The organism is Silicimonas algicola, from assembly GCF_003148765.1.
In the GTDB taxonomy this organism is placed as follows: Bacteria; Pseudomonadota; Alphaproteobacteria; order Rhodobacterales; family Rhodobacteraceae; genus Silicimonas; species Silicimonas algicola.
Window position 1 is genome coordinate 297930 of sequence record NZ_QGGV01000003.1, and the last position, 22548, is coordinate 320477.

Below are 22548 nucleotides of genomic sequence, written 5' to 3' on the forward strand. Positions count from 1 at the left end.
CCGAGAGACCTTGGTCTCTCGGCCTTTTCTTTGAAGATCGCCCTTTATCGTGCAGAAATTTAAGTAAAATTTCCGGGGAACGGATTTTGATGATCGGCGTTCTCGACACAAGTGCCACGAAGCACCCAAGCAAAAATTCCCTTACGGAGGAAGAGACATGAAACGTTTCATGACCACCACCGCGATCGTGACCGGCCTGATGGCCGGGACCGCCTTCGCTCAGGATGCGGGCTCGATGTTCCGCACAGAGTCCAACGCTCAGGAAATCCAGGCGTCCGAGTTCATGGGCAAGCGCGTCTATGCTGCCGAAGGCGGCGTTGAGGGCGATGCCGTCGAAGGCATGCAGGATGGCTGGGAAGACGTCGGCGAGATCAACGACATCATCCTTGGCCGTGACGGCTCTGTCGAAGCCGTTCTCGTCGATATAGGCGGGTTCCTCGGCATGGGCGAGCGTCAGGTTGCGCTGAACATGGACCAGGTCCAGTTCGTCGCTGACGAAAGCACCACCGATGTCGACGACGACTACTTCCTGGTCATCTCGGCCTCGCGCGCCAATCTCGAAGAAGCGCCCGAGTATTCGATGGACACCGCCGCCACCGGCGATGCGGCAACTGAGCCGATGACCGAAACCGACACCGCTGCCGCCGGCGATACGGCGACAGAGCCGATGACGGAAACCGACACCGCTGCCGCCGGCGATTCGACGACCGAGCCCATGACCGACGAGCAGGTCGCGGACGAGCAGCAGGCCACCAACGAAGCCACGGCTGAACAGCCGACCGAAGAAATGGCCGAAGGCACCGATGCGACGGCTGAGCAGCCGGCCGCAGAGATGGCCGAAGGCTCCGACGCAACCGCTGAACAGGCGACCGAAGAGATGACTGCCGAGGCCGAACAAGCCGGTGACGCCGTCGTCGAAGGCGCCGAGACAGCCGGTGAGGAAGTCGCCGAGGCGGCTGACGCAACTGGTGAGGCGGTCGTCGAAGGTGCGGACGCTGCGGGTGACGAACTTGCCCAAGCTGCCGACGCCACAGGCGAAGCGGTTGCGGAAGGCACCGAAGAGGTGACTGCCGAAGCCGAGCAGGCTGGTGACGCTGTCGTCGAAGGCACCGAAAACGCTGCCGGCGACGTTGCCGTGGCGACCGACAGCACCCTGGGTGCGTCGGACGGCATCATGCGCGACGGCTACGACACCGCCGTGTATGAAGACCTGACGGCCGAGGATCTTACGGGCGCTCGCGTCTATGACGGCAATGACGAGTGGATCGGCGAAGTCTCCGAACTGCTTCTGAGCGATGACGGCCAGATCTCCGGCGCGGTCGTCGATGTGGGCGGCTTCCTTGGCCTCGGCGAAAAGCCCGTCGAGCTGTCGATGGACGAACTCGACATCCTGCGTGAGCAGAACGGCACCAACCTTCTCGTCTACATCCCGATGACGAAGGAAGAGCTGGAAGCCCTGCCGACCTACGAGAACTAATCGAAAGTCACAGGTGTGAACGAGGCGCGGGAGTTTCTCCCGCGCCTTTTTCTATGGGTCCGAGCGATGTCTTTAGGATCGACGTGCTCAACGTCAGACGAGTTCGTGCGGAACCCCGGCGACCGGCGCCGCCATAAGCCGCGCGTCGGACAGGCGGTAGGGCAACAGGAACGAGCGCCGCTCCGCCGGTGGCTTACGGGAATTGTCGACGACCGTCGCACGCCATTCGTCGACGGTGTCGAGACCGCCCATCACCGGAAGGTGGGGCATCCAGTGGGTGAACAGCCTTTCGCGCAGCTGACGCACCTTCATCGGGTCGGCCAGGTGAACGCCAGCCTCGGTGTCCCACCTGAGGCTCCGGCCGTTCAGGTTGGCCGATGACACGATTGCCTCGCTGTCCCCGAAGATCGACACCTTCGCATGGACGTAGATGATCGGCGCGCCGTAGAGCTTCGCGCGATCGCCTTCGTCTTCGTTCGCTTCGCGCAGCTGGGCCGGGGCGCAGAAAAGAGCGCGGTCGCCGAACCCCTCGCGCACCACGTCGACGCACTGGGTCTGAAGATGCTCGCCGAGCTGCGCGTCCTGTTCCCTGTTGTTCTCGAACGCCACGTCCTCAGGAGCTGCGGGAAGGACCATGATTAGGCCCAGATCCGGACGCGCCAGTCCGATGTCGGCGAGCGCCGACGCCAGCGGCAGGTGGCGGAAGTATTGCGTCTCGATATAGATCAGCCCCTCGGCGCGTCGCAGCGCGGCGTAATGCGCATCCTCGATCTCGGAGGCGACGGTGCGGGGTGAGATGTGGAATGGGTTGACGTGGCGCTTGGCCGAAAGCGTCCGGACGAAGGCCTTGGACTGCGCCGTCGGCTGCTGGCGGCCGCGGACCACGTCCTTGAATTCCTCGAGGTGTTTCTGTGCCGCCGCCACCACGGACCCGGTGACGATGACCTGCACGTCGTGCCAGGTCTCGTTCGCCGGACGGTCGTGGTAAAGGGTGTCGAACCGTCGCTCGTCGAGGTCGATGCCGCCGATGAACAGCTTCTCGCGGTCGACGACCGCAAGTTTCTGGTGATGCGTGGCGGGCACCATCGGGTAGGGGCCGTCGAGGCTCTGGTTCCAGAGGCCGGGCGTCAGGTGGTCGGCCTCGTTCCTGGCCAGCCGTTCGCGCACCTTCTTGCGGAAGGCGATGCGGGGCACCCAGCCCACGCGCGCGGGATGGGCCGCCACGTCGAAGCTCAGGTCGCCCGCCTCGCAGAGTTCGGAAAGGATCGCGGCCTGACGGGCGCTGTGCCAGCTTGTGCGATGATACTTGGTCGCCAGGATCGGGTCGAAGTCGGTCAGGACCAGCCTGATCGATACGCCCCGTTCCAGCGTGTGCTGGAGCAGGTCGAACCACGTCTCGCCGATGGCACAGGCTTCAGGACTGCGGAGACGCGTCGACAGGTCGAAGATGCGGAACCCCGCCCAGATTTCGCGGCTTGCCCCCATGAACAGTCGCTCAAGCGCCGGAAAGGCCTCCGATCCTGTGACCAGTACGTCGAGCGACTCGATTTCGCTCGAGAGGTCGGCAAGAGCGTGCGCCATGTCCTATTCCGCCGCCTGGTGCAGCGGAGTGGCGGGCTCGAGCTTCGGGAACTCGACCTGGATGACGTATTCGTTCTCGCCTTCCGAGATGTGGATCTCGCCGCCGAGTTGCGACACGAAGGCATAGATCAGGCGCGACCCGAGGCCGGTCTCGGCATCGCCGGCGGTCGGCTGTCTGACGCCGCGCGAATTCGAGATGGTCAACGAGACGTGGCGCGGATCGGGTTCGTGCATCTCGATCCGGATGAAGCAATTGCCCTCGCGCCCGTCGCCGGCGTATTTCGCGGCGTTCGTGACAGCCTCGGTCACCAGAAGCGACAGCGGGACGGCCTGGTCGGGGTCGAGCTCGACCGGCCCGAGCGACACGTCCACCTCGCACAAGGGTGTGCTGGGGATGCCGCTGACGATGCTGCGGATGATCTCGTCGATCAGCGGGTCGGCGCGGACGACATCCACCTGCGTGTCGGCGTAGAGCGACTTGTGGATCAGGGCGAGGCTCATCACGCGATCCTGCACCCGGCGCAGGACGCTGCGGGCCTGAGGCGACTCGATCGAGCGGATCTGCATGTTCAGGATCGAGGCGATGAGCTGGAGGTTGTTCTTCACCCGATGGTGGATTTCCTTCAGCAGGACCTCTTTCTCGCGCACGTTCGCCGCGAGGGCGGCGTGGTTCGCGGCGATGCGGTCGATCATCCCGTTGTAGCTGTCGGCGATTTCGGCGACCTCGGGCGGGGCGTTGTCGAGGATGGCGTGCCCGTTCTGAGGTCGTTCCGGAGAGTACCGCGCCATCCGGCCCCGCAAGACCTTGAGATGCCGAAGAACCAGTCGATCCATCGCGAAGAACGCCACGAAAAGCCCTGCAAGCCACATCAAGACCGGGAAGGCAGGCGTCGCCGCGCCGATCATAGAGGCGGGCGCACGGCCTTCGATCCATCGGCCGACGGCATAGAGGTCGCCGTGAAGCAGGGGGACGATCGCGATCAGCATCTCGCGACCCGGCGCGACGGTGACCCGATGCGCGGTGCCGAGACGGCCAATGGTGATGTTCTCGGGCACGACACCCAGGGCCTCGAAGTCGGCTACGTTCTCGATCCCGGTGCTGGCCGAGAGGATCAGGCCGGTCCGGTCGACGATCGCCAGCTCCATGTCGTTGATCTGGTTGGCGAGCAGCGTGTCAGCCAGGCTGTGAGGGATCGAGATCGAAAGGGCGCCGAGGAGGCCGCCCTGGGGATCGCGGATCGGCTCCAGCGTGACCATCACCGACTGTCCGGTCACACGCCCTTTGCGGGTTACGGTAACGGTCGGCACGGGGCGCTCGAAGAATTTGTCGATGATGGCGGAGTCCGCGAGGTTGTGCTCCTGGCGGTCGGAGGCGCAGATCACGCTGCCATCGGGCCGAATGTAGAGCGAAAGGATCGACGGCGACCTTTCGTCGAAACGCGCGAGGATGTCGGAGCAGATCGGGGCCGAGGGATCTATCGTCGCCAGTGCCGCGGCGAGTCCCTGCGCGGCGCCGAGGGCGCGTTGCATCAGCGCGACCTCCTCGTTCGCCGCGTCTGCGGTCTGCACGAGAATGTCGCGCTCTGACAGAACGCGGGCTTCGCGGACGACGCTGAAGGTCTGGAAGACCGCAATCAGGCCAAGCGGAAGAAGCGCGAGAGTCAGCAGTGCCAAGAGGCGAACCGCCAGGGTTCGCCTCGATAGAAATCTCAATATTCCCGCCTTCATGCTGCGGGCCTGCCTCCAATTATCGAAAGTGTCGCAGAGTCGGTCATTGCCGGGCTTTCACCATGAGCGAGGTGAAGGAGTTCGGCAAGCTTCTGGCGGCCGCGGTTGGCGCGGCTCTTGATCGTTCCCACGGCGCAGCCACACATCTCGGCCGCTTCCTCGTACGAGAAGCCTTCCGCCCCCACGAGGATCAGAGCCTCGCGCTGTTCGTCGGGCAGCTTGGCGAAGGCCACACGGAAGTCGTTCATCGCAAGTCGGCCGTCGTGCGCGGGCTTCTCGGACAGCCGCCCGGCCATCTCGCCGTCCACGTCGGCAACTTCCCGCCCCCGCTTGCGACGAAGCGAGTAGAACGTGTTCCGCAGGATGGTGAAAAGCCAGGCACGCATGTTGGTACCGGCCTCGAACTTGTCGATGTTGGCCCAGGCCTTTACGATGGTTTCCTGAACCAGATCGTCCGCCGTGGCAGAGTTTCGGGCCAGGGACATCGCGAACGCACGGAGGGAACCAAGATGTTCGACGATTTCCTTCCGCGGGTCATTCGTCATGCGTTTGACCCCGCTTCTCGGCGTTCAGTTTCGCTATGAGATCGAGGAACTTGTCTGGCAAATCCTGATTGACAACGTCTTGATAGACGCGTCGGAGATTTTCGTCGATCTGACGTTCGACGTTGGACTTCTTAGGGTCAGTGGCCATTTGTACCGTAACTGTGAAAATATATCTTCGCCGGGGGAACCCTTCTCGTCAGTAAAGGTTCCAAAGAAAAACAGGAGCGCAACATGAATTCTTCCGACACCGCTCGCAGCCTCGCTGCCGAGGTTGCCGCGCATGTCCCATATCTTCGTCGATATGCCCGGGCGCTGACCGGAACACAGGGAAGCGGAGACCGCTACGCACTCGCCGCGTTGGAGGCCGTGGTGGCCGATCCGGACGGCGTGGGCGATGCGTCATCGGTAAAGGTCGGGTTGTTCCGCGCCTTCCACCAGATCTGGTCCTCGTCGGGCACGCCCGTCGCCAGCGAGGACGATGGAGCGATACTGGAATCGCGGGCGCAGTGGCGCCTGAGCGGCCTCACGGCGAATACTCGGGAAGCTCTGCTCTTGAAGTCGGTCGAGGAATTTTCGTTCGACGAGGTCGCCGCCATCATGCAGGTCGAAACCTCCGAGGCCGAGGATCTGTACGAGATGGCGCAGGACGACCTGGCCAGGCTCGTCACCGGCAGCGTTCTTATCATCGAGGACGAGGCGATCATCGCCATGGACCTCCAGTCGATCGTCTCGGCCATGGGGCATCGCGTGACCGGCATCGCACGCACCTATGACGGCGCGGTGGCTCTCGGCGCAAAGGAGACGCCGGATCTGATCCTCGCCGACATCCAGCTGGCCGACAAATCGTCCGGGATCGACGCCGTGAACTCGCTTCTGGCGAAGCTGGGCGAGCGGCCGGTGATCTTCATCACGGCCTTCCCCGAGCGCCTTCTGTCCGGCGAGAAGCCCGAGCCGCCGTTCCTCATCACCAAGCCCTATTCCGAAGAGCAGGTGCGGGCGGCCGTCAGCCAGGCGATGTTCTTTGCGACGACTGAAGAGATGGAGACAATCGCCTGATCTGACTGGCGATTTCGGTTCAGAGGCCCCGGCGCGTCCGGGGCCTTTTCTTTTGCGCGTTCCCCAAAGAAGAAGGGCGCATCGTGAGACGCGCCCCTACCAGCTATTGTCTGCGCAGACCGTCAGTATTGAGCGTCGACTGCGCTCTCCTGGATGGCCTCGCCGCCGGCTTCGACGTCACGGCCTAGGCCTTGCATCGTTTCGCAGCCGGCAAGTCCGGCGAGAGCGAGGAGAATGAGGATCCTGAACCGCATGAGCGATCAGTCCAGGTGCGTGACGACGTTGTCCGCGAAGGCGTCGATCATCGCGGCGTAAGCCTCTTCGACCGGCACCGTCTGGACGAGGGCGCCATCGGGCATGAATTCGAAGTTGCCGGCTTCCTCGAGGCGAACGGTGAGGTTGTAGTATTCCTCTTTCGTCATGTCCTCGTTCTTCATCCGGACACCGGCGACGATGGTCGAGTCCTTGCCGAGTGCGGACTGGAAGCTGTTGGACATGTCCACTTCGTTGACGTCGATCAGGATCTCGTAACCGTCGTCTTCGGCGATGCGGTCGCTGACCCGCTCGAGGATCGCGGTTTCGAGGTCGCCCGAGAGGTTCGACCAGAAACTGGCGGCGTCGCGGCTCTGAACGGCTTCGATGTCGAAGGTCACGTCCACTTCCTGCACGCGATCCTGCGCGAAGGCGGGCATCGCGGCGGTCAGGGCGATAGCGCTGGCCATGATAAGGCGTTTCATTGCATTCACTCCTATGGTCGCGGCAAAGGCCGCAATTGGCCAGACAACCGCGCGCATCGGATCCGGTTCCGGTGACACACGAGATAGGCACCGTGGAACCAGACTGTTTCCGGGACGTTGCATGCCATTGCCGCCGTATTCCGCAGATTCCCGAGGACCCATGCTGAAAAACAAGGAAATCCGCGACGCCAGCGGATTGAACGCTCGGATGATCTATGAAGTCATCCGCCGTGAAGGGGACGAGGAGCTCGAGCGGCCGAAGTCGTCGCTGGCCTGGTCGGGCGTCGCTGCGGGCCTGCTTATCAGCTTCTCGGTACTGGGGGAGGCGATCCTGCGGACGAACCTCGCCGACCTTCCGGCGCGCTACCTGATCGAAAACCTGGGCTACAGCTTCGGCTTCCTTTTGGTGATCCTTGGACGGATGCAGCTTTTCACCGAAAACACCATCACGACGATCTTCCCGCTGGTCGCCCTCAAAAGCATGCGATGCCTCCTGAGGGTCCTGCGGTTATGGAGCATCGTGCTGGTCGCAAACGTCGTCGGCGCCGCGATCGCCGCAGCTTTCATCGCCTATTCACATGCCTTCTCGCCCGAGATCATCGCGGCCGTCTCGGACCTGTCGCATCATGCGACGGGCTTCTCGCCCCTGGCAGCGATGGCGCGCGCCATCCCCGCAGGCATCCTCGTTGCCGCAATCGTCTGGATGTTGCCCGGCCGGACGGGAAACGAGGTTGTTATCATCATCCTCTTCACCTGGCTCATAGCGGCCGGCGACTTCACCCACATCATCGCGGGATCTGTCGAGATGTGGTTCCTGATCCTGAATGGTGAGCTTGGACTCGCAGACGCCACGTTCCGGTTCTTCCTGCCGGTCCTCTTCGGGAACGTCCTCGGCGGCTCGGCGGTGTTCGCCATGCTGGCCTGGGGTCAGGTCCATCTGGAAGTGGAGGATAAGGTGGCCCAGAAGGCGGTCTGACACTCAGATCAGGGCGCGGACCGACGGCCGTTCCTTCTGCTCCAACGCGATCGACTCCAGTTCTTCCCGGTCGAGGATGTGCAGCACGCCCCCGCGCCAGCTTACGATCTGGCGCTCCTTCAGGCGCATCAGCGTCTTGTTCGTATGAACGAGAGACAGGCCGAGGGCGTCCGCCAGATCCTGCTGCTTGAAGGGCATCGGGCATTGGCCCTCGCGCGCGAGGCCGCTTTCCTGCGCTCGTTTGTAGAACCGCAGAAGCCCCCACGAGATGCGCTCCATCGCCGAGAGTTGGCCGACCGAGGCCAGGATCTCACTCAGGAAATGCTCCTCCATCGCGGCCAGCCACGTCAGATCGTAGGAGCGATGGGGCTGGTTCTTGAAGAGCGACCACAGATCGCTGCGGTCGAAGACACACAGAACCATCGGCGTCACCGCTTCGACCGAATGCTGCATCTCTCCCATGACACCGGCCTGCAAGCCGATGAAATCGCCGGGGAAAACGAAGTTCAGGACTTGGCGGTTGCCGTTCGGAAGGATCTTGTACCGAAGTCCCATACCCTTCAGCGCGGTATAGAGTTGCGGACTGTTGGAGCCCTCCATCAAGAGAGGCGTGCCGGCACCGATATTGAGTTCGCCGGACTTGAACCTGCGCATGAACGCAAGTTCTTCCCCCTTGAGTGTCTCGAACGTGTCCAGCTTCCGGAGAGGACATTCGGAACAATCAGTGACCATGACCCCTCCAGCTATGTCACAGTTAAATGTGAAACATCGGTTTTGGTTCCATATTCCGCGCTCCGGGAAGGGAGCAGGAAACCGATGAACGACTTCGTGAACGACTTCGAGACGGGTGTGCCGCTGCGCTTCCTGATCGTTTCAGGGAAGGTGGTTCTTGCCGAGGACCTGGCCGAGATGCTGGAGACCGAGTTCGGTGCGACCGTCGATGTCTTCCGGACGCTCGACGAAGGAGCCTGGGCGCCGCATTACGGCGCTGCCTTTCTTGGAGTGCCGCTGCCCGAGATGATCCAGCACGATCGTGTGCGAGATCTTCTGAAACGCGAAGTGCCAGTGGTCGTGGTCGATGGTGACCTTCCGTCGACCTACGAGATGGCCGGACTGCTCAACCTCGATCCTCCATTCCGCAAGGCTGACGTGACCTCTATTTTGCGCAAGTCACGGGTAATCGGACCCTTCTGAGGCAACGCGCGTCTCCTCCGGGCCGCGGAACCGTGCGGACGCTGGCCGGTTGTTTCTCCAAACAGTGGTTCGTGAAAGGAGATACAACCATGCTTGGTTGGGCCCTGACGTTTCTGGTGATAGCTGCGATCGCGGCGTTGTTCGGGTTTGGCGGCATTGCCGGCGCATCCGCTGGCATCGCTCAGATCCTGTTCTTCATCTTCATCGTTCTGTTTGTCGGCGCGCTCATCGCGCGCGCGGTTTCAGGACGCACCTGACAAGGCTTCGGGCGGCGAGGCTGCCCGAAGACGTCTCTGGAAGCTCCACCTCTCTCAGTCGCGCCCACATCAGAATTGCGCGAAAAATGGTCGACCGATGAGCCTCCAGGAGGTCGATCGATTCGCAATAGCCGTCGATCAGGCCTGGCCGAGGGCCGATGTCTGGAACGACCGAAAAGCCACGACGGTGGCCTGAAGGATGTCGCGCGCCCGCGCGCTGCCCGGGTCGATCCCGTCCAAAGCGGCGCAGGACGCCGACCAGGCACCACGGACGTCGATCCGGTCCATGTAGGCGGGCAGGGGAGATGGCATCGCCCAGTTCCGCCGCATCGCCTCGACGCCGAGGCGCGACCCGAGGACCACATAAGCCGCTGCGAGGGGTTCGTCGCATCGCGGCATCGCCAGCTTCAATGGCTCGAGGTTGCGCCGCGCGCAGTCCTTCTCGAGAGCCGCCTTCAGGCGCGACGAGGCTCCGCGCACGCGACGCGACCGATGAGCGGCAAGAGCGGGGAAAAGGTGGCGGACGGCGCTGGCGTGGGCCGACAGAAAGCGGCTCATCGTCCCCGCGGGGTCGGCCTCGAACCACGAGAACGCAGCTTCGGCGTCATCGTGAAGGCCGCGGGTTTCCTGGCGGAGAACATGACGAAAGCCTCTGGACTTTCCTTCTGGGGTCACGCGGGCCGCAAGGTCGGTATCGAAATGCAAAAGAGAGACGCTCCTGAGCGGAAGAACCCGCATCGGACCGAGAGGTTCCCCGCGCCGAAGGGAATTACATAGCGGTCGCGGACGGAAGGTTAAAGGAGGCTTTCCAGAAGCCGCATCGCGTCGCGGATCGTGGCATTGGGCGGTGGCGGCGCAGCCGATGTGGGCGCGGGAGCAGGGTAGGGGTTGGCCCGACCGAACCGCGCGAAAAGGCTGGTCAGATCCGGCTCCATTGCCGCAAGTATCCGAGCGCGATCATCCGCAGGGATGTCGAAGGGCGGGCTGGCGGCGAAGGCGTCTCGGGCGCGCGCGAACAATCTTTTCTGCCGTCTGTCGTCCATGCCGATGGCCTTGGCGTGACGCATCAGTTCGACCACCGGTCCAGGGACGCTGGCGTTCGGCCTGCCCGGCGGGTCGCAAGGCACCTCCCCCGTCCCCATGAACTGTCGCAGACGTGCCAGGGGTGGCGCGTCCTCGTACAGCTCGACCCTCATCGCCTCGTCGCCGAAGACGTCGGCCCAGGCTGTGACGCACGTCCGATAGTCCATCTCCGGCGCGATCCGGCGAGGGTCGTCGATGAAGCGCGACACCGGCACCGAGAAGCCGTTTCCAGGCTGCTTGGTCTTCTGATTGTAGCACGACAGAAGGAAGTCGTCCGGCTTCCGCAGGAAGGTCACGATCCTCGCCGGGCCGACGCGCGCACGAAGCCGGGCGATGGCGTCGGGCGGGCAGGCAAAGAACTCTTCGCTCGACAGAAGGACCGCACGTCCACCGAAGCGCTCCAGCACCCGCGACAGCACATCCAGCTCTTGCGTCGCATCCGGTCTTTCGCCGCCGGGCAGGGGTTTGCCTTTCAGGGCGAACGCCAGACGATGCTGGGCGGGAAACATCCAGTTGACCCGCGGATAGAGCACGCCGCGCCGTCGCAAAGTCGCCGCCGCACCCGCAAAGGCGGTCTGTATGGCGGTTGTCCCTGTCTTGTGAGGGCCTATGTGGATCGTCAGTTCCATCCCGCGCCCGAACGCTCTAGACCGGCAACGAGTGCCGGCAGAAAGGTAAATATTCGGTGGATGACCCGCATCTGGCCCTGGAAGAGCGAAGCGCCCTTCCCGACGCGCTGCGTGTCCTTCTGGAGTCCTATCCGCGCGATGCCTGGGAGGCCGACCCCAACTTCAGCGGCCTGATCCGCTTCTGGCTCGACCGTCACCTGATGTTCCGCAAGCTGACTGCGACAATGGCGACCGAAGCCGAGCAAGCTCTCGACGGCGAGCTGTCGCCCGACGTCTTCGCGTCCCATCTGTCGCGCTACGGCTCGATGTTCATGGGCGAGCTTCACGGCCACCACATGATCGAGGACGCACACTACTTCCCTCACCTCAAGTCGCTCGACACGAGGCTGACGCGCGGCTTCGAGATCCTCGACCGCGATCATCATGCCATCGACGGTCATCTCGAGGCTTTCGCCCAGGACGCAAACGGAGCGCTGCGGGCTGTCGCCGCCCGGACGGGGCACAAGGATGCGACCGCGACGTTCGGCAAGGGACTCGCCCGGCTGGAAGGATTTCTCGACCGCCATCTGACCGACGAAGAGGAGCTTGTCGTGCCTGTCCTGCTCAGGTTCGCGCCTGCCGGTCTGACCTGACTTCATCCTCCGTGCGCCGTCTTAGGCAACAATTGCCTCTGTCCGTGCGTTCCTTCTTAGAGAGGCGACCCAGCCACATCCGTTTCCATTGGAATTTGAAATGCCGGACGATCCACAGCGCAAGACCATGTCCGATACCGTCGACCGGAATCTGCGGTCGGCCTACGCGCGGGTTCTGGACGAGGAGATGCCGGAACAGTTCGAGGTGCTTCTGGAACGTCTGAGACAAAAGCGGCTATCGACACCGACGCCCGGGTCCGAGGATTGATGCGCCCCGATACCTCGCGCGAGGATGTGGTCGAACACCTCGTTGCGATGCGCGCCTTTGCGCATTCGCTGTGTCCGAACCGAGCGGTGGCCGACGACATCGTGCAGGACGCTGTCGTGAAGGCCTGGACCAATTTCGGGAAGTACAGGCCGGGCACCAACCTCCGTGCCTGGCTCTTCACCATCACCCGCAACACTTACTATTCCCACCTTCGAAAGGCGCGGCACCGGTTCGAGGACATCGACGGCCCGCTTGCCGCCGCGCTGGCGACGCGGCCCGACCACGATGGCCGCCTTGACCTCGACGATGTGATGGCCGCCGTCGCCAGCCTGTCGGTCGAGCAGCGCGAGGCGCTCCTTCTCGTCGGTTCGTCCGGCTTCTCGTACGAGGAAGCGGCCGAGATGTGCGGCATCTCCCTGGGGACGCTCAAGAGCCGCATCTCGCGCGGGCGCAAGGCACTGTCCGAAGTGATGGAAACGGGTGTCTCGGAAGTGGTGCAGATCGGGGGCGCCGTCACGTGCCGGATCGTAGACCGCCGGGGTCCTCTGGCGCGCTAGTCGGCGCCGAGGATCTTGCCCGGGTTCATGATCCCGTCGGGATCGATGGCGCGTTTGATCGCGCTCATCACGCTGGCGGCGCCTCCTGTCTCCTTTACGAGGGACAACATCTTGCCCTGACCGACGCCGTGCTCGCCGGTGATCGTCCCGTCGAGTTCCAGCGCCATCTCCGAAAGCCACGAGATGAAGCCGTCGCACTTGGCGCGTTCCTCGGCGTCGTCGGGATCGACGAGGATCGTGTTGTGGAAGTTACCGTCGCCGACATGGCCGAGCACGGGCGACAGAAGACCCAGTTCCGCCGCGCGCGCCTGGCTGCGTGTCACCGCCTCGGCCAGGTTCGAGATCGGCACGCACACGTCCGTCGCTATGGCCTGCGCGCCGGGCCGCAAGGTCAGCATGGCCCAGTAGGCGTCGTGCCGCGCCTGCCAGAGCTTGTTGCGCGCCTCGGCCGTCGTGGTCCAGGTGAAGCCGGTGCCGCCGACCTCGGAGGCGATGTCGCCAAAGGCCTCGGCCTGCTCGGCGACGCCGGCGGAGGAGCCGTGAAATTCCAGCAGAAGGAGCGGTGCCACGGGAAGGTCGAGACCGGCGTAGCCGTTGATCGCGCCGACGCTCTCGGCATCGAGAAGTTCCATCCGAGCGACGGGGATGCCCATCTGGATCGTCAGGATGACCGCGTTGCAGGCCGCCTCGACCGACGGAAAGGTGCAGCGGGCCGAGGACATCGCTTCGGGGATGCCATAGAGGCGCAGGGTCAGCTCGGTGATGACGCCAAGCGTGCCCTCCGAGCCGACCATGAGCCGCGTCAGGTCGTAGCCCGCGCTCGATTTCTTGGCGCGCCGGCCGGTGCGGATGACCTCGCCCGAGGGTAGCACGACCTCCAGCGACAGGACGTTGTCGCGCATCGTGCCGTAGCGAACCGCGTTCGTCCCCGAGGCTCGCGTCGCGGCCATGCCGCCGAGCGAGGCGTCGGCGCCGGGGTCGATCGGGAAGAAAAGGCCGGTGGCGCGCAGATGCTCGTTCAGCGCTTTCCGCGTCACGCCGGGCTGCACGACGGCGTCGAGATCCTCGGGGTGGACCGCCAGAACGCGGTTCATCCGCGTCGTGTCGACCGAGATGCCACCCGCCGGCGCATTCACATGTCCCTCGAGCGACGTACCCGTGCCGAACGGAATGACGGGCACGCGGTGCGCGGCACAGGCGCGCACCACATCGGCCACGTCTTCGGTCGTCTCGGCGAAGATCACGGCGTCGGGCGGCTGGTTCGGGATCCAGGTCGTCGTGTGACCGTGCTGCTCGCGGATCGCACGGCCGGTCTGGCAGCGGTCGGCGAAGCGTTGGCGCAGGATTCCGACGACCGTTTCTATGCCGGTGTCATTGCGGGGAAGCGACGAGACGTGAACCATGGCCCGGATATGGACCTTGATTCCACATCGCCGCAATGAGGAATATTCAGGCAACAGTATGGGAACTTTCGTACATCCGTTGCGTTAAGCCGCCTATCGTCATCTTTTCGCCACTTTTCACGACGAATTCATGGAGTCGCGGCCTATCTGCCCGGTCGCACTGCTAAAACTAAAAAACCGTGGGGATACCGAAATGAGCTTGCTGCCCATCGTTCCGGTGTTGTTGTTGGTACTCGTGGCCGCCTGGTTTTTCTGGCCCATCGTCATTGATCCGATCGCGCGCAACGCATCGCGCGGCGACAGGGACGACAGGGACCGCCTGGCCGAATCCCTCTTCGACGCCTGGAGCGAGCACGGCTCGAATCCCGGCCTTCTCGTTCGCACGAGTCGCGGCTGACCGGCCATCAGGCTGTTCAGCGATTGAACATTCGGAGGTCGGGTGCCTTGCAGGCCCCGTCCGCCGACACTAAGACTCTGGCAAGATCCAGGGCGTAAGAACGCGAGCGAAAGAGGCAGACGAGGCAGATGCAAGATCCTACCGAAACCTACATGAATCTCGTCCCGATGGTGGTCGAACAGACCAGCCGGGGCGAACGCGCCTACGATATCTTCTCGCGGCTGCTGAAGGAGCGCATCGTCTTCGTCAACGGTCCGGTCCACGACGGGATGAGCCAGCTTGTCGTCGCACAGCTGCTTCACCTCGAAGCCGAGAACCCGTCGAAGGAAATCTCGATGTACATCAACTCGCCCGGCGGCGTCGTGACCTCGGGCCTGTCGATCTACGACACGATGCAATACATTCGTCCGAAGATCTCGACGCTGGTCGTGGGGCAGGCGGCCTCGATGGGCTCGCTGCTTCTGGCCGCGGGCGAAAAGGGGATGCGCTATTCCCTGCCGAACTCCTCGATCATGGTTCACCAACCGTCCGGCGGCTATCAGGGCCAGGCGACCGACATCATGATCCACGCCCGATACACCGAAAAGCTGAAGCGGCGGCTGAACGACATCTATGTCCACCACACCGGCCAAAGCCTCGAGGCGGTCGACAAGGCGCTAGAGCGGGACAATTTCATGACACCCGACGATGCAAAGGATTGGGGTCTCATCGACGAGATCGTGACCACTCGGGCGAAGCCTGACGACAACGCTTCGTGATCGGGCTTAAGCCTGTCGGCAATTTGGCGTTGTACCCCCCGGGGTGCTCGCTTAGGGTTCTGGAAAGACTGGTAATGCCCTTCCGGCAGGGGCGCGAGGCCGAGAGGTTTGGGAATGGCGAACACGTCAGGCGATAGCAAGAACACCCTGTATTGCTCGTTCTGCGGAAAGAGCCAGCACGAAGTCCGCAAGCTGATCGCCGGTCCGACCGTGTTCATTTGCGACGAGTGCGTCGAACTCTGCATGGACATCATCCGAGAGGAAACCAAAGCCTCCGGCCTGAAGTCGTCCGACGGCGTTCCCGCCCCGCGCGAGATCTGCGACGTTCTCGACGACTATGTCATCGGGCAGATGCACGCGAAGCGCGTCCTGTCTGTGGCTGTCCACAATCACTACAAGCGCCTGAACCACGCGGGGAAGGGCGACATCGAACTCGCCAAGTCGAACATCCTGCTGATCGGCCCCACGGGCTGCGGCAAGACGCTTCTGGCGCAGACGCTGGCCCGTATCCTCGACGTGCCCTTCACGATGGCCGACGCGACGACGCTGACCGAGGCGGGCTATGTCGGCGAGGATGTCGAGAACATCATCCTGAAGCTGCTCCAGGCGTCCGAATACAACGTCGAGCGGGCGCAGCGCGGCATCGTCTACATCGACGAGGTCGACAAGATCACGCGTAAGTCCGACAACCCGTCCATCACCCGCGACGTGTCGGGCGAGGGTGTTCAGCAGGCGCTTCTGAAGATCATGGAAGGCACCGTCGCCTCGGTGCCGCCGCAGGGCGGGCGCAAGCATCCGCAGCAGGAATTCCTTCAGGTCGACACGACGAACATCCTTTTCATCTGCGGCGGCGCCTTCGCGGGTCTCGACAGGATCATCGCGCAACGCGGCAAGGGCAGCGCCATGGGCTTCGGCGCGGACGTCCGCGACCCGAACGAAAAATCGATCGGACAACATTTTAAAGAGCTTGAGCCGGAAGACCTTCTCAAGTTCGGCCTCATCCCCGAATTCGTCGGCCGCCTTCCGGTTATCGCCACGCTCGAGGATCTGGACGAACCTGCGCTCGTGACCATCCTGACCGAGCCGAAGAACGCGCTGGTCAAGCAGTACCAGCGCCTGTTCGAGCTCGAGGACACGCAGCTGACCTTCACCGACGACGCGCTCAAGGCCATCGCCAAGCGCGCCATCGAGCGGAAGACGGGTGCGCGGGGCCTCAGGTCGATCATGGAGGCGATCCTCCTCGACACGATGTTCGAGCTTCCGGGCATGGACAGCGTGACCGAGGTCGTGGTCAACGAGGAAGCCGTCATGTCGGACGCGAAGCCCTTGATGATCCACGCGGATACGAAGAAAGAGCCGGCGAGCGCAGGCTGACACGCCCGCCGCGCCGGTTCGGAAGGTCCCCTTGGCCGTCACGCACATCTCCACCGGGTCGCCCTTCGAGGCGCAGATCGGCTATTCCCGCGCGGTGGTGGCCGACAGCTTCGTCTTCGTGGCGGGGACCACCGGGTATGACTATGCCACCATGACGATGCCGGTCAGCATCGAGGATCAATGCAGGAACGCCCTGCAAACGATTGACCGCGCTTTGGAAAAGGCGGGGAGCGGTCTCGACCACGTCGTTCGCGTGACCTATATCGTTCCCGACCCGGCCGAGTGGCCCCTCTGCTGGCCCATCACGTCGCAGGCCTTCGCTACCGCGCGTCCTGCCGCCACCATGCTGTCGGCCGGCCTCCAGAACTCCGAGATGAAAATCGAGATCGAAGTCACGGCGCGCCTGCCGCGCTGATCCTCTCGAATAGGCAGCTTCGCAACCGGCAGCCCGCCGCGCGGGCAGGGGCATCTCCCCTTGTTTCTCTGGACCTTGCAGCGCCCTTGCGGCATACCCGGGCCAAGTCAGGCAGGAAAGGTCCAGATGGGCATTCTCAACACGCTTCTCCGCTCGGTGACATGGTGGAACAGCCAGACGCTCGGGACCCAGTTCCACACCTGGCGCAAGGGCCAGAAGGTGGGCGAGGACAACCAGGGCAACATTTTCTATAAGTCCGCGAACGGGCGCCGGTGGGTCATCTTCAATGGCGAGGCCGAGGCGAGCCGCGTCGATCCCGAATGGCACGGCTGGCTGCACCACACCTGGGACGAGCCACCGACGACCTCGCCCCTGCCGCGCAAGACGTGGGAGAAGCCGCACCAGGAGAACCTGACCGGAACACCTGCGGCCTATGCGCCGCCGGGCTCGATCCGCAATCCTCAGCCGGTCGAACGCACCGACTACGAGGCCTGGGTGCCGGAGTAGACCATGTCCGAGAACGTCACCGAAGTCCTGACCGGAGCCGGCGTCCTAGCCCTTGCCGCCGGGTTCCTGATCTACATGGGGCAGGTCGGCGGAATCGGCCTCGGCACCGGCGACCGCGCGACCTACACCGCCTCGTTCCGCACGGCCGAAGGCGTATCGGTCGGAACCGACGTGCGCCTTGCGGGCGTCAAGGTCGGCAGCGTGGCGAACATGCGCCTCGATCCCCAGACCTTCCGCGCCGAGACCGTCATCGCGGTCGAGGACGAGTTGCTGCTGCCAGAGGACACGGCGGTCATCATCGCCTCCGAAGGCCTCTTGGGTGGCTCCTACGTCGAGATCCTGCCGGGCGGCTCGCCCGTGAACCTCGATCCGGGGTCCGAGATCGAGGACACGCAGAGCTCGGTCTCGGTTGTCGAGTTGTTGCTCAAATTCGTGGGCGGCGGCGGCGACGAGGCGGCGGCGGAATGATGCGGGCGCTGGCGATCCTCGCGCTCCTGACCGGCGCGGCCACGGCGCAAGAGGCCATCGAGGCGGCCCCGCTCGACGACGGCGTCGACCAGCCGCAGATCATCCTTTTGCCGGAAGGCTCGTCACAGGGTCAGATCGTCGTCCGCGAGGACGGTTCCGAGGCGGTCATCACCTCCCCCATCGACGGCTCGTCGGTCGCGGTGCCCGACGTGCAGGCGAACACCATTCAGGCCAGGTCCGCGCCGGGCGCCCTGCTCAAGGGGCTCGACAAGGTGTCGGGAGAGGTCACCGACCTCGAGATGAAGATCGGCGAGACGGCGCAGGTCGGCCGCATCGCCGTGACCGTGGGCGACTGCCGCTATCCCGAGGACAATCCCGCGGGCGAAGGCTACGCCTGGGTCAAGATCGAGGATCCGTCGCACGGGACGGTCCTGTTCCAGGGTTGGATGATCGCGTCCAGCCCGGCGCTGAACGCGCTCGACCATCCTCGCTACGACGTGTGGGTCATTCGCTGCACGACGGCCTGAAGGTCGCCGTCCATCGCGATTGCATCGATGCTAGCGCGATCCGCCAGTGCGCGGGCGAGACGGGCCCGATAGGCGGCGCGCGTGATCTCGACACCGCCCAGTGACGCCAGGTGCGGCGTCAGGAACTGCGTGTCGAACAAGGTGAAGCCGCACCGTCTCAGGTGATCGAGCGCCGCCGCGAGCACCATCTTCGAGCCATCGGTGACGCGCGAGAACATGCTTTCCCCGAAGAACGCGCCGCCGAGCGCAATGCCGTACATGCCGCCTGCCAGCTTTTCGCCCTCCCACACCTCGAAGGAGTGCGCCGGTCCCAGGGCGTGCAGGTCCAGCATCAGGTCGCGGATCGTCCCGTTGATCCAGGTCTCGTCTCGGTCGGCACAGCCGTCCAGCACCTGCGGGAACGACCTGTCGAGCGTGGCGCGGAAGCGTCCCGACCGCATCCGCCGCGCCAGAGACCGCGACATGCGGAAGCCATCGAGAGGAAGGATGCCGCGCCGTTCGGGATCGACCCAAAAGATCTCCGACGCATCGCGCGTCTCGGCCATCGGAAAGACGCCGGCCGCATAGGCGCCGAGCAGAAGCTCGGGCGTCAGGCGGCGGTCGGACACTCCCGCCTCACTTGACGTTGGCGGCGAGCCATTTTTCCAACCAGTGGATGTTGTAGTTGCCCTGTTGGATGTCCGGCTCCTCGAGAAGCGCGGCGAACAGCGGAATGGTCGTGTCGATGCCGTCGATGATGAGTTCGGACAAGGCCCGCGAAAGGCGCGCCAGCGCCTCGGGCCGGTCGCGGCCGTGGACGATCAGCTTGCCGATCAGGGAATCGTAGTAGGGCGGGATCGAGTAGCCGTCGTAGAGCGCGGAATCGATCCGAACGCCCAGGCCGCCCGGCGCGTGGTACTGCGTGATCCGCCCCGGCGACGGCGAGAAATTGGGCAGCTTTTCGGCGTTGAGCCGGATCTCGATGGCGTGGCCGTTGATCGTAAGCTCGTCCTGCGTGAAGGACATGGGCAGCCCTTCGGCCACGCGGATCTGCTCACGCACGAGATCGATACCGAAGATCGCCTCGGTTACCGGATGCTCGACCTGGAGGCGCGTGTTCATCTCGATGAAGTAGAACTCGCCGTCCTCGTAGAGGAACTCGATGGTGCCCGCGCCCGAGTAGCCCAGGTCGCCGACGGCGTCGGCGCAGATCTTGCCGATCCGCGCGCGCTCTTCGGGCGAGATGGAGGGGCCGGGGGCCTCTTCGAAGACCTTCTGATGCCGGCGCTGAAGCGAGCAGTCCCGTTCGCCCAGGTGGACCGCGCGGCCCTTGCCGTCGCCGAAGACCTGGATTTCGATGTGACGCGGTTTCTGGAGGTACTTCTCGATATAGACCTCGTCGTTGCCGAAGGCGGCCTTCGCCTCGGACCGCGCCGTGCGAAAGGCGTTCTCCATCTCGGCCGCCGACTTCGCCAGCTTCATGCCGCGCCCGCCGCCGCCGGCCGTGGCCTTGACGATGACGGGATAGCCGAACTCCTCGCCGATGCGCTTCGCCGCTTCGAGGTCAGGCACACCGCCTTCCGAGCCGGGAACGACAGGGATGCCCAGCTTCTTGGCGGTTTCCTTCGCCGTGATCTTGTCGCCCATGATGCGGATGTGCTCGGCCGAGGGGCCGATGAAGGTCAGTTCGTGATCCTCGACGATCTGCACGAAGTTCGCGTTCTCGGACAGAAAGCCGTAGCCGGGGTGGATCGCCTGCGCGCCGGTGATCTCGCAGGCCGAGATGATGGCGGGGATCGACAGGTAGGACTGGTTGCCCGGCGGCGGGCCGATGCAGACGCTCTCATCCGCCATGCGGACATGCATGGCGTCGACATCGGCGGTCGAGTGAACCGCGACCGACTTGATGCCCATCTCGCGGCAGGCACGGATGACGCGGAGCGCGATTTCTCCGCGGTTGGCGATCAGGATCTTGTCGAACATGCGCCTACGCCACGACCATCAGGGGGGCGCCGAATTCGACGGGAGCGCCGTCCTCGATCAGGATGCGCTTCACGGTGCCCGAATGGGGTGCCGGGATCTGGTTCATGGTCTTCATCGCCTCGACGATGCAGAGGGTCTGTCCCTCGCTTACCTGGTCGCCCACCTTGATGAAGGCGGCGGCCCCCGGCTCGGGCGAGAGGTAAGCGGTGCCGACCATGGGCGACTTGACAACCCCCGGCAGGTTCGCCGGATCGTCGTCGGTCGAGGGGGCTTGCGGCGTGGCGGGTGTTGCGGGGGGCGTGGGCGGCTGAGGCATGGAATGCTGCGGCGCCTGGATGACCTGCTGCACGGGTGTCGGCGCCACGATGCGGCTGACGCGGATGTTGAGGCTCCCCTCGTCGGGATAGTCGCGCTTGACTTGCAGCTCCGAGAGATCGTTCTCGCTCAGAAGTTCCGCCAAAGCCTTGATGAACTCGACGTCGTCGTCGTGCGATCGCTTGGTCATTCTTGCCCCTCGGCTGCCCGGTTCTGCATCGTTCTTGTGCGGGCACTTATACGGAACGGGCGGGCCGAGGAAAAGCGCCTCGCTCGAAAGGCCTGGAAAATTTACCAGTTGATAAAATTTCGGCCTGTGGCAGTCTTTCGGTCAAGGACAGACAGGGAGACCTTCATGTCGAACACGCCACGCACACCCGGAGTGGTTCCGGGCCGCCTGGACCGGGACGCGCTATCGCTCAACTTCGGCGATCTTCATCCGCCTCTCGACGACCACGAGGCGATGGTGGCGGCCGACCGCTGCTATTTCTGCTTCGACGCGCCCTGCGTGACGGCGTGTCCGACGTCGATCGACATCCCCTTGTTCATCCGCCAGATCCAGGCCGACAACCCGGGCGGCGCCGCGAAGACGATCTTCGAGGCGAACATCCTCGGCGGCATGTGCGCCCGCGTCTGCCCGACCGAACAGCTTTGCGAGGAAGCCTGCGTCCGCGAGGCGGCCGAAGGACGGCCGGTCCAGATCGGGCGGCTTCAGCGCTATGCGACCGACACGCTCATGGCCGCGGGCGTTCATCCCTTCACCCGCGCCGCACCCACTGGCAAGCGGATTGCGGTCGTGGGAGCGGGACCGGCGGGGCTGGCCTGCGCGCATCGCCTCGCCCTTCACGGCCACGACGTCGTCATGTTCGACGCGAAGGAAAAGCCGGGCGGGCTGAACGAATACGGCATCGCCAGCTACAAGACGGTCGAGGGTTTCGCCCAGGCCGAGGTCGAGTGGCTGATGCAGATCGGCGGCATCGAGTTGCGGACCGGCCAGCGTCTGGGGCACGAACTGACGCTCGACGACCTGCGCGGTGAATATGACGCCGTTTTCCTGGGTGTGGGCCTTGCGGGCGTCAACGCGCTCAGGACCGAGGGCGAGGAACACGCGCATGTCCGTGACGCCGTCGACTTCATCGGCGAGTTGCGCCAGTCGCCCGACCTGACGCGCATGGCCGTGGGCCGCGACGTCGTGGTTATCGGCGGCGGCATGACGGCGGTCGACGCGGCGGTCCAGTCGAAGCTTCTGGGGGCGGAAAGCGTGACGCTGGTCTACCGCCGCGGACGCGAGGCCATGTCGGCCTCGAGTTTCGAGCAGGACCTCGCGGCCTCGAAGGGTGTCCGCATCATCTCAGGTGCGGCGCCCGTGCGTCTGATCGGCGACGCGCACGTCGCGGGGGTCGAATTCGCCTATACGCAAGACGGCCCCGACGGCCTGCGTCTCAGCGACGAGACCTTCACGCTGAAGGCCGACCAAGTGCTGAAGGCCATCGGCCAGCATCTCGACGGGGTCCCGGGCGGGCTCGACCTCGAGGGGTTGAAGATCGCGGTCCAGGGTCCGGGGCGCACTTCGGTTCCCGGTGTGTGGGCCGGCGGCGACTGTGCGCGCGGCGGCGACGACCTGACCGTGACTGCGGTGAAGGAGGGCCGGGACGCGGCCGAGGACATTCATGCGCTCCTGAGCCGAGCGGGGAGGTAGAAC

Annotated in this window: 29 protein-coding genes; 16 read left to right on the top strand and 13 right to left on the bottom strand. The window is 64.3% G+C overall.

All coding sequences use genetic code 11. The annotated features are described in order from the left end of the window. Window positions 1–157 precede the first annotated feature (157 nt). On the top strand, window positions 158–1477 hold the full coding sequence (locus C8D95_RS08835; protein WP_109758807.1) for a PRC-barrel domain-containing protein: 1320 nt from the start codon (window positions 158–160) through the stop codon (window positions 1475–1477). Window positions 1478–1570: 93 nt separating this feature from the next. Here C8D95_RS08835 and C8D95_RS08840 read toward each other — a convergent pair whose 3' ends face one another. Genes C8D95_RS08840 through C8D95_RS08855 form a run of 4 tightly spaced genes read right to left on the bottom strand, consistent with a single transcriptional unit; the run spans window position 1571 to window position 5479 of the window. After that, on the bottom strand, window positions 1571–3058 hold the full coding sequence (locus C8D95_RS08840; protein ID WP_109758808.1) for a phospholipase D family protein: 1488 nt from the start codon (window positions 3056–3058) through the stop codon (window positions 1571–1573). A 3-nt stretch (window positions 3059–3061) separates the two neighbouring features. Continuing rightward, the gene (locus C8D95_RS08845; protein WP_164721639.1) at window positions 3062–4732 is read right to left on the bottom strand and encodes a sensor histidine kinase; all 1671 of its coding nucleotides are present in this window, start codon (window positions 4730–4732) and stop codon (window positions 3062–3064) included. Window positions 4733–4782: 50 nt separating this feature from the next. Then, window positions 4783–5331, bottom strand: a complete 549-nt coding sequence (locus C8D95_RS08850) for an RNA polymerase sigma factor (protein ID WP_109758810.1) — start codon at window positions 5329–5331, stop codon at window positions 4783–4785. Beyond that, entirely contained in the window at window positions 5321–5479 is a 159-nt protein-coding gene (locus tag C8D95_RS08855; protein ID WP_109758811.1) for a NepR family anti-sigma factor, read from the bottom strand. The genes C8D95_RS08850 and C8D95_RS08855 overlap by 11 nt, the downstream gene beginning before the upstream one ends. An 83-nt stretch (window positions 5480–5562) precedes the next feature. Here C8D95_RS08855 and C8D95_RS08860 point away from each other — a divergent pair, with 83 nt between their 5' ends. Next, on the top strand, window positions 5563–6387 hold the full coding sequence (locus C8D95_RS08860; protein WP_109758812.1) for a response regulator: 825 nt from the start codon (window positions 5563–5565) through the stop codon (window positions 6385–6387). A 122-nt stretch (window positions 6388–6509) separates the two neighbouring features. On the opposite strand, the gene C8D95_RS08865 is transcribed toward C8D95_RS08860, so the two are convergent. Together C8D95_RS08865 and C8D95_RS08870 are read right to left on the bottom strand one after the other, a co-directional pair. Further along, window positions 6510–6641 (bottom strand): entericidin A/B family lipoprotein, encoded by a 132-nt coding sequence (locus tag C8D95_RS08865; protein WP_109758813.1) that lies wholly within the window; start codon window positions 6639–6641, stop codon window positions 6510–6512. A gap of 6 nt (window positions 6642–6647) precedes the next feature. Then, entirely contained in the window at window positions 6648–7124 is a 477-nt protein-coding gene (locus C8D95_RS08870; RefSeq protein WP_109758814.1) for a hypothetical protein, read from the bottom strand. A gap of 160 nt (window positions 7125–7284) precedes the next feature. Here C8D95_RS08870 and C8D95_RS08875 point away from each other — a divergent pair, with 160 nt between their 5' ends. Further along, the gene (locus C8D95_RS08875) at window positions 7285–8100 is read left to right on the top strand and encodes a formate/nitrite transporter family protein (RefSeq protein ID WP_241239862.1); all 816 of its coding nucleotides are present in this window, start codon (window positions 7285–7287) and stop codon (window positions 8098–8100) included. 3 nt (window positions 8101–8103) lie between these two features. Here C8D95_RS08875 and C8D95_RS08880 read toward each other — a convergent pair whose 3' ends face one another. After that, entirely contained in the window at window positions 8104–8832 is a 729-nt protein-coding gene (locus C8D95_RS08880; RefSeq protein WP_109758816.1) for a Crp/Fnr family transcriptional regulator, read from the bottom strand. A gap of 84 nt (window positions 8833–8916) precedes the next feature. On the opposite strand from C8D95_RS08880, the gene C8D95_RS08885 reads away from it, so the two are divergent. Both C8D95_RS08885 and C8D95_RS08890 read left to right on the top strand, forming a co-directional pair. Beyond that, window positions 8917–9294 (top strand): hypothetical protein, encoded by a 378-nt coding sequence (locus C8D95_RS08885; RefSeq protein WP_109758817.1) that lies wholly within the window; start codon window positions 8917–8919, stop codon window positions 9292–9294. 89 nt (window positions 9295–9383) lie between these two features. Then, window positions 9384–9551, top strand: coding sequence for a DUF1328 domain-containing protein (locus C8D95_RS08890; protein WP_109758818.1), 168 nt, complete (start codon window positions 9384–9386; stop codon window positions 9549–9551). A gap of 138 nt (window positions 9552–9689) precedes the next feature. Here the strand turns inward: C8D95_RS08890 and C8D95_RS08895 are convergent, their stop codons facing one another. Beyond that, window positions 9690–10109: a heme oxygenase-like domain-containing protein gene (locus tag C8D95_RS08895; RefSeq protein WP_126918549.1), complete on the bottom strand. Its 420-nt coding sequence runs from the start codon at window positions 10107–10109 to the stop codon at window positions 9690–9692. A 236-nt stretch (window positions 10110–10345) separates the two neighbouring features. Next, window positions 10346–11263, bottom strand: coding sequence for a hypothetical protein (locus tag C8D95_RS08900; RefSeq protein ID WP_109758820.1), 918 nt, complete (start codon window positions 11261–11263; stop codon window positions 10346–10348). A gap of 56 nt (window positions 11264–11319) precedes the next feature. Here C8D95_RS08900 and C8D95_RS08905 point away from each other — a divergent pair, with 56 nt between their 5' ends. From C8D95_RS08905 to C8D95_RS08915, 3 genes are all read left to right on the top strand, one after another. Beyond that, a complete protein-coding gene (locus C8D95_RS08905; RefSeq protein ID WP_109758821.1) occupies window positions 11320–11895 on the top strand; it encodes a hemerythrin domain-containing protein in 576 nt (191 codons plus the stop codon). Between the two features lie 100 nt (window positions 11896–11995). Further along, entirely contained in the window at window positions 11996–12163 is a 168-nt protein-coding gene (locus C8D95_RS08910; RefSeq protein ID WP_109758822.1) for a NepR family anti-sigma factor, read from the top strand. Beyond that, window positions 12163–12720 carry a sigma-70 family RNA polymerase sigma factor gene (locus C8D95_RS08915; protein ID WP_109758823.1) on the top strand — a complete coding sequence of 186 codons (558 nt, stop codon included), beginning with the start codon at window positions 12163–12165 and terminating at the stop codon, window positions 12718–12720. Before C8D95_RS08910 ends, C8D95_RS08915 begins: the two co-directional genes overlap by 1 nt. Here the strand turns inward: C8D95_RS08915 and C8D95_RS08920 are convergent. Then, complete coding sequence (locus C8D95_RS08920) at window positions 12717–14123, bottom strand: FAD-binding oxidoreductase (RefSeq protein WP_109758824.1); 1407 nt, start codon at window positions 14121–14123, stop codon at window positions 12717–12719. The genes C8D95_RS08915 and C8D95_RS08920 overlap by 4 nt on opposite strands. A 193-nt stretch (window positions 14124–14316) precedes the next feature. On the opposite strand from C8D95_RS08920, the gene C8D95_RS08925 reads away from it, so the two are divergent. The 7 genes from C8D95_RS08925 to C8D95_RS08955 all read left to right on the top strand — a co-directional run bounded on the left by C8D95_RS08925 (window position 14317) and on the right by C8D95_RS08955 (window position 18569). Beyond that, window positions 14317–14520, top strand: a complete 204-nt coding sequence (locus C8D95_RS08925) for a hypothetical protein (RefSeq protein WP_109758825.1) — start codon at window positions 14317–14319, stop codon at window positions 14518–14520. 128 nt (window positions 14521–14648) lie between these two features. After that, entirely contained in the window at window positions 14649–15278 is a 630-nt protein-coding gene (locus C8D95_RS08930; RefSeq protein ID WP_109758826.1) for an ATP-dependent Clp protease proteolytic subunit, read from the top strand. Window positions 15279–15392: 114 nt separating this feature from the next. Beyond that, window positions 15393–16652 (top strand): ATP-dependent Clp protease ATP-binding subunit ClpX, encoded by a 1260-nt coding sequence (clpX, locus tag C8D95_RS08935; protein WP_109758827.1) that lies wholly within the window; start codon window positions 15393–15395, stop codon window positions 16650–16652. A 31-nt stretch (window positions 16653–16683) separates the two neighbouring features. Continuing rightward, window positions 16684–17067 carry a RidA family protein gene (locus C8D95_RS08940; RefSeq protein WP_109758828.1) on the top strand — a complete coding sequence of 128 codons (384 nt, stop codon included), beginning with the start codon at window positions 16684–16686 and terminating at the stop codon, window positions 17065–17067. 126 nt (window positions 17068–17193) lie between these two features. Continuing rightward, window positions 17194–17574 (top strand): NADH:ubiquinone oxidoreductase subunit NDUFA12, encoded by a 381-nt coding sequence (locus tag C8D95_RS08945; protein WP_109758829.1) that lies wholly within the window; start codon window positions 17194–17196, stop codon window positions 17572–17574. Between the two features lie 3 nt (window positions 17575–17577). Then, window positions 17578–18042 (top strand): outer membrane lipid asymmetry maintenance protein MlaD, encoded by a 465-nt coding sequence (mlaD, locus tag C8D95_RS08950; protein ID WP_109758830.1) that lies wholly within the window; start codon window positions 17578–17580, stop codon window positions 18040–18042. After that, window positions 18039–18569, top strand: coding sequence for a DUF2155 domain-containing protein (locus C8D95_RS08955; RefSeq protein ID WP_241239863.1), 531 nt, complete (start codon window positions 18039–18041; stop codon window positions 18567–18569). Before mlaD ends, C8D95_RS08955 begins: the two co-directional genes overlap by 4 nt. Here C8D95_RS08955 and aat read toward each other — a convergent pair. The 3 genes from aat to accB are packed head-to-tail and all read right to left on the bottom strand — an operon-like array spanning window position 18533 to window position 21036. After that, window positions 18533–19177 (bottom strand): leucyl/phenylalanyl-tRNA--protein transferase, encoded by a 645-nt coding sequence (aat, locus tag C8D95_RS08960; RefSeq protein WP_206508483.1) that lies wholly within the window; start codon window positions 19175–19177, stop codon window positions 18533–18535. The two genes, C8D95_RS08955 and aat, sit on opposite strands and share 37 nt — an antisense overlap. 7 nt (window positions 19178–19184) lie before the next feature. Next, on the bottom strand, window positions 19185–20531 hold the full coding sequence (gene accC, locus C8D95_RS08965; RefSeq protein WP_109758832.1) for an acetyl-CoA carboxylase biotin carboxylase subunit: 1347 nt from the start codon (window positions 20529–20531) through the stop codon (window positions 19185–19187). Window positions 20532–20535: 4 nt separating this feature from the next. Then, complete coding sequence (accB, locus tag C8D95_RS08970; protein ID WP_109758833.1) at window positions 20536–21036, bottom strand: acetyl-CoA carboxylase biotin carboxyl carrier protein; 501 nt, start codon at window positions 21034–21036, stop codon at window positions 20536–20538. A gap of 165 nt (window positions 21037–21201) precedes the next feature. On the opposite strand from accB, the gene C8D95_RS08975 reads away from it, so the two are divergent. Next, the gene (locus C8D95_RS08975) at window positions 21202–22545 is read left to right on the top strand and encodes an NAD(P)-dependent oxidoreductase (protein ID WP_109758834.1); all 1344 of its coding nucleotides are present in this window, start codon (window positions 21202–21204) and stop codon (window positions 22543–22545) included. The last annotated feature ends 3 nt before the right edge of the window (window positions 22546–22548 follow it).

Coding starts and splice junctions, on each gene's coding strand:
- C8D95_RS08885 (WP_109758817.1), top strand. CDS start 8,917: ATGAACGACTTCGTGAACGACTTCGAGACGGGTGTGCCGCTGCGCTTC.
- C8D95_RS08925 (WP_109758825.1), top strand. CDS start 14,317: ATGAGCTTGCTGCCCATCGTTCCGGTGTTGTTGTTGGTACTCGTGGCC.
- C8D95_RS08865 (WP_109758813.1), bottom strand. CDS start 6,641: ATGCGGTTCAGGATCCTCATTCTCCTCGCTCTCGCCGGACTTGCCGGC.
- C8D95_RS08930 (WP_109758826.1), top strand. CDS start 14,649: ATGCAAGATCCTACCGAAACCTACATGAATCTCGTCCCGATGGTGGTC.
- C8D95_RS08895 (WP_126918549.1), bottom strand. CDS start 10,109: ATGAGCCGCTTTCTGTCGGCCCACGCCAGCGCCGTCCGCCACCTTTTC.
- C8D95_RS08850 (WP_109758810.1), bottom strand. CDS start 5,331: ATGACGAATGACCCGCGGAAGGAAATCGTCGAACATCTTGGTTCCCTC.
- C8D95_RS08955 (WP_241239863.1), top strand. CDS start 18,039: ATGATGCGGGCGCTGGCGATCCTCGCGCTCCTGACCGGCGCGGCCACG.
- C8D95_RS08840 (WP_109758808.1), bottom strand. CDS start 3,058: ATGGCGCACGCTCTTGCCGACCTCTCGAGCGAAATCGAGTCGCTCGAC.
- C8D95_RS08900 (WP_109758820.1), bottom strand. CDS start 11,263: ATGGAACTGACGATCCACATAGGCCCTCACAAGACAGGGACAACCGCC.
- accB (WP_109758833.1), bottom strand. CDS start 21,036: ATGACCAAGCGATCGCACGACGACGACGTCGAGTTCATCAAGGCTTTG.
- C8D95_RS08915 (WP_109758823.1), top strand. CDS start 12,163: ATGCGCCCCGATACCTCGCGCGAGGATGTGGTCGAACACCTCGTTGCG.
- clpX (WP_109758827.1), top strand. CDS start 15,393: ATGGCGAACACGTCAGGCGATAGCAAGAACACCCTGTATTGCTCGTTC.
- C8D95_RS08890 (WP_109758818.1), top strand. CDS start 9,384: ATGCTTGGTTGGGCCCTGACGTTTCTGGTGATAGCTGCGATCGCGGCG.
- C8D95_RS08975 (WP_109758834.1), top strand. CDS start 21,202: ATGTCGAACACGCCACGCACACCCGGAGTGGTTCCGGGCCGCCTGGAC.
- C8D95_RS08880 (WP_109758816.1), bottom strand. CDS start 8,832: ATGGTCACTGATTGTTCCGAATGTCCTCTCCGGAAGCTGGACACGTTC.
- C8D95_RS08920 (WP_109758824.1), bottom strand. CDS start 14,123: ATGGTTCACGTCTCGTCGCTTCCCCGCAATGACACCGGCATAGAAACG.
- C8D95_RS08870 (WP_109758814.1), bottom strand. CDS start 7,124: ATGAAACGCCTTATCATGGCCAGCGCTATCGCCCTGACCGCCGCGATG.
- C8D95_RS08855 (WP_109758811.1), bottom strand. CDS start 5,479: ATGGCCACTGACCCTAAGAAGTCCAACGTCGAACGTCAGATCGACGAA.
- C8D95_RS08835 (WP_109758807.1), top strand. CDS start 158: ATGAAACGTTTCATGACCACCACCGCGATCGTGACCGGCCTGATGGCC.
- accC (WP_109758832.1), bottom strand. CDS start 20,531: ATGTTCGACAAGATCCTGATCGCCAACCGCGGAGAAATCGCGCTCCGC.
- mlaD (WP_109758830.1), top strand. CDS start 17,578: ATGTCCGAGAACGTCACCGAAGTCCTGACCGGAGCCGGCGTCCTAGCC.
- C8D95_RS08945 (WP_109758829.1), top strand. CDS start 17,194: ATGGGCATTCTCAACACGCTTCTCCGCTCGGTGACATGGTGGAACAGC.
- C8D95_RS08860 (WP_109758812.1), top strand. CDS start 5,563: ATGAATTCTTCCGACACCGCTCGCAGCCTCGCTGCCGAGGTTGCCGCG.
- C8D95_RS08910 (WP_109758822.1), top strand. CDS start 11,996: ATGCCGGACGATCCACAGCGCAAGACCATGTCCGATACCGTCGACCGG.
- C8D95_RS08875 (WP_241239862.1), top strand. CDS start 7,285: ATGCTGAAAAACAAGGAAATCCGCGACGCCAGCGGATTGAACGCTCGG.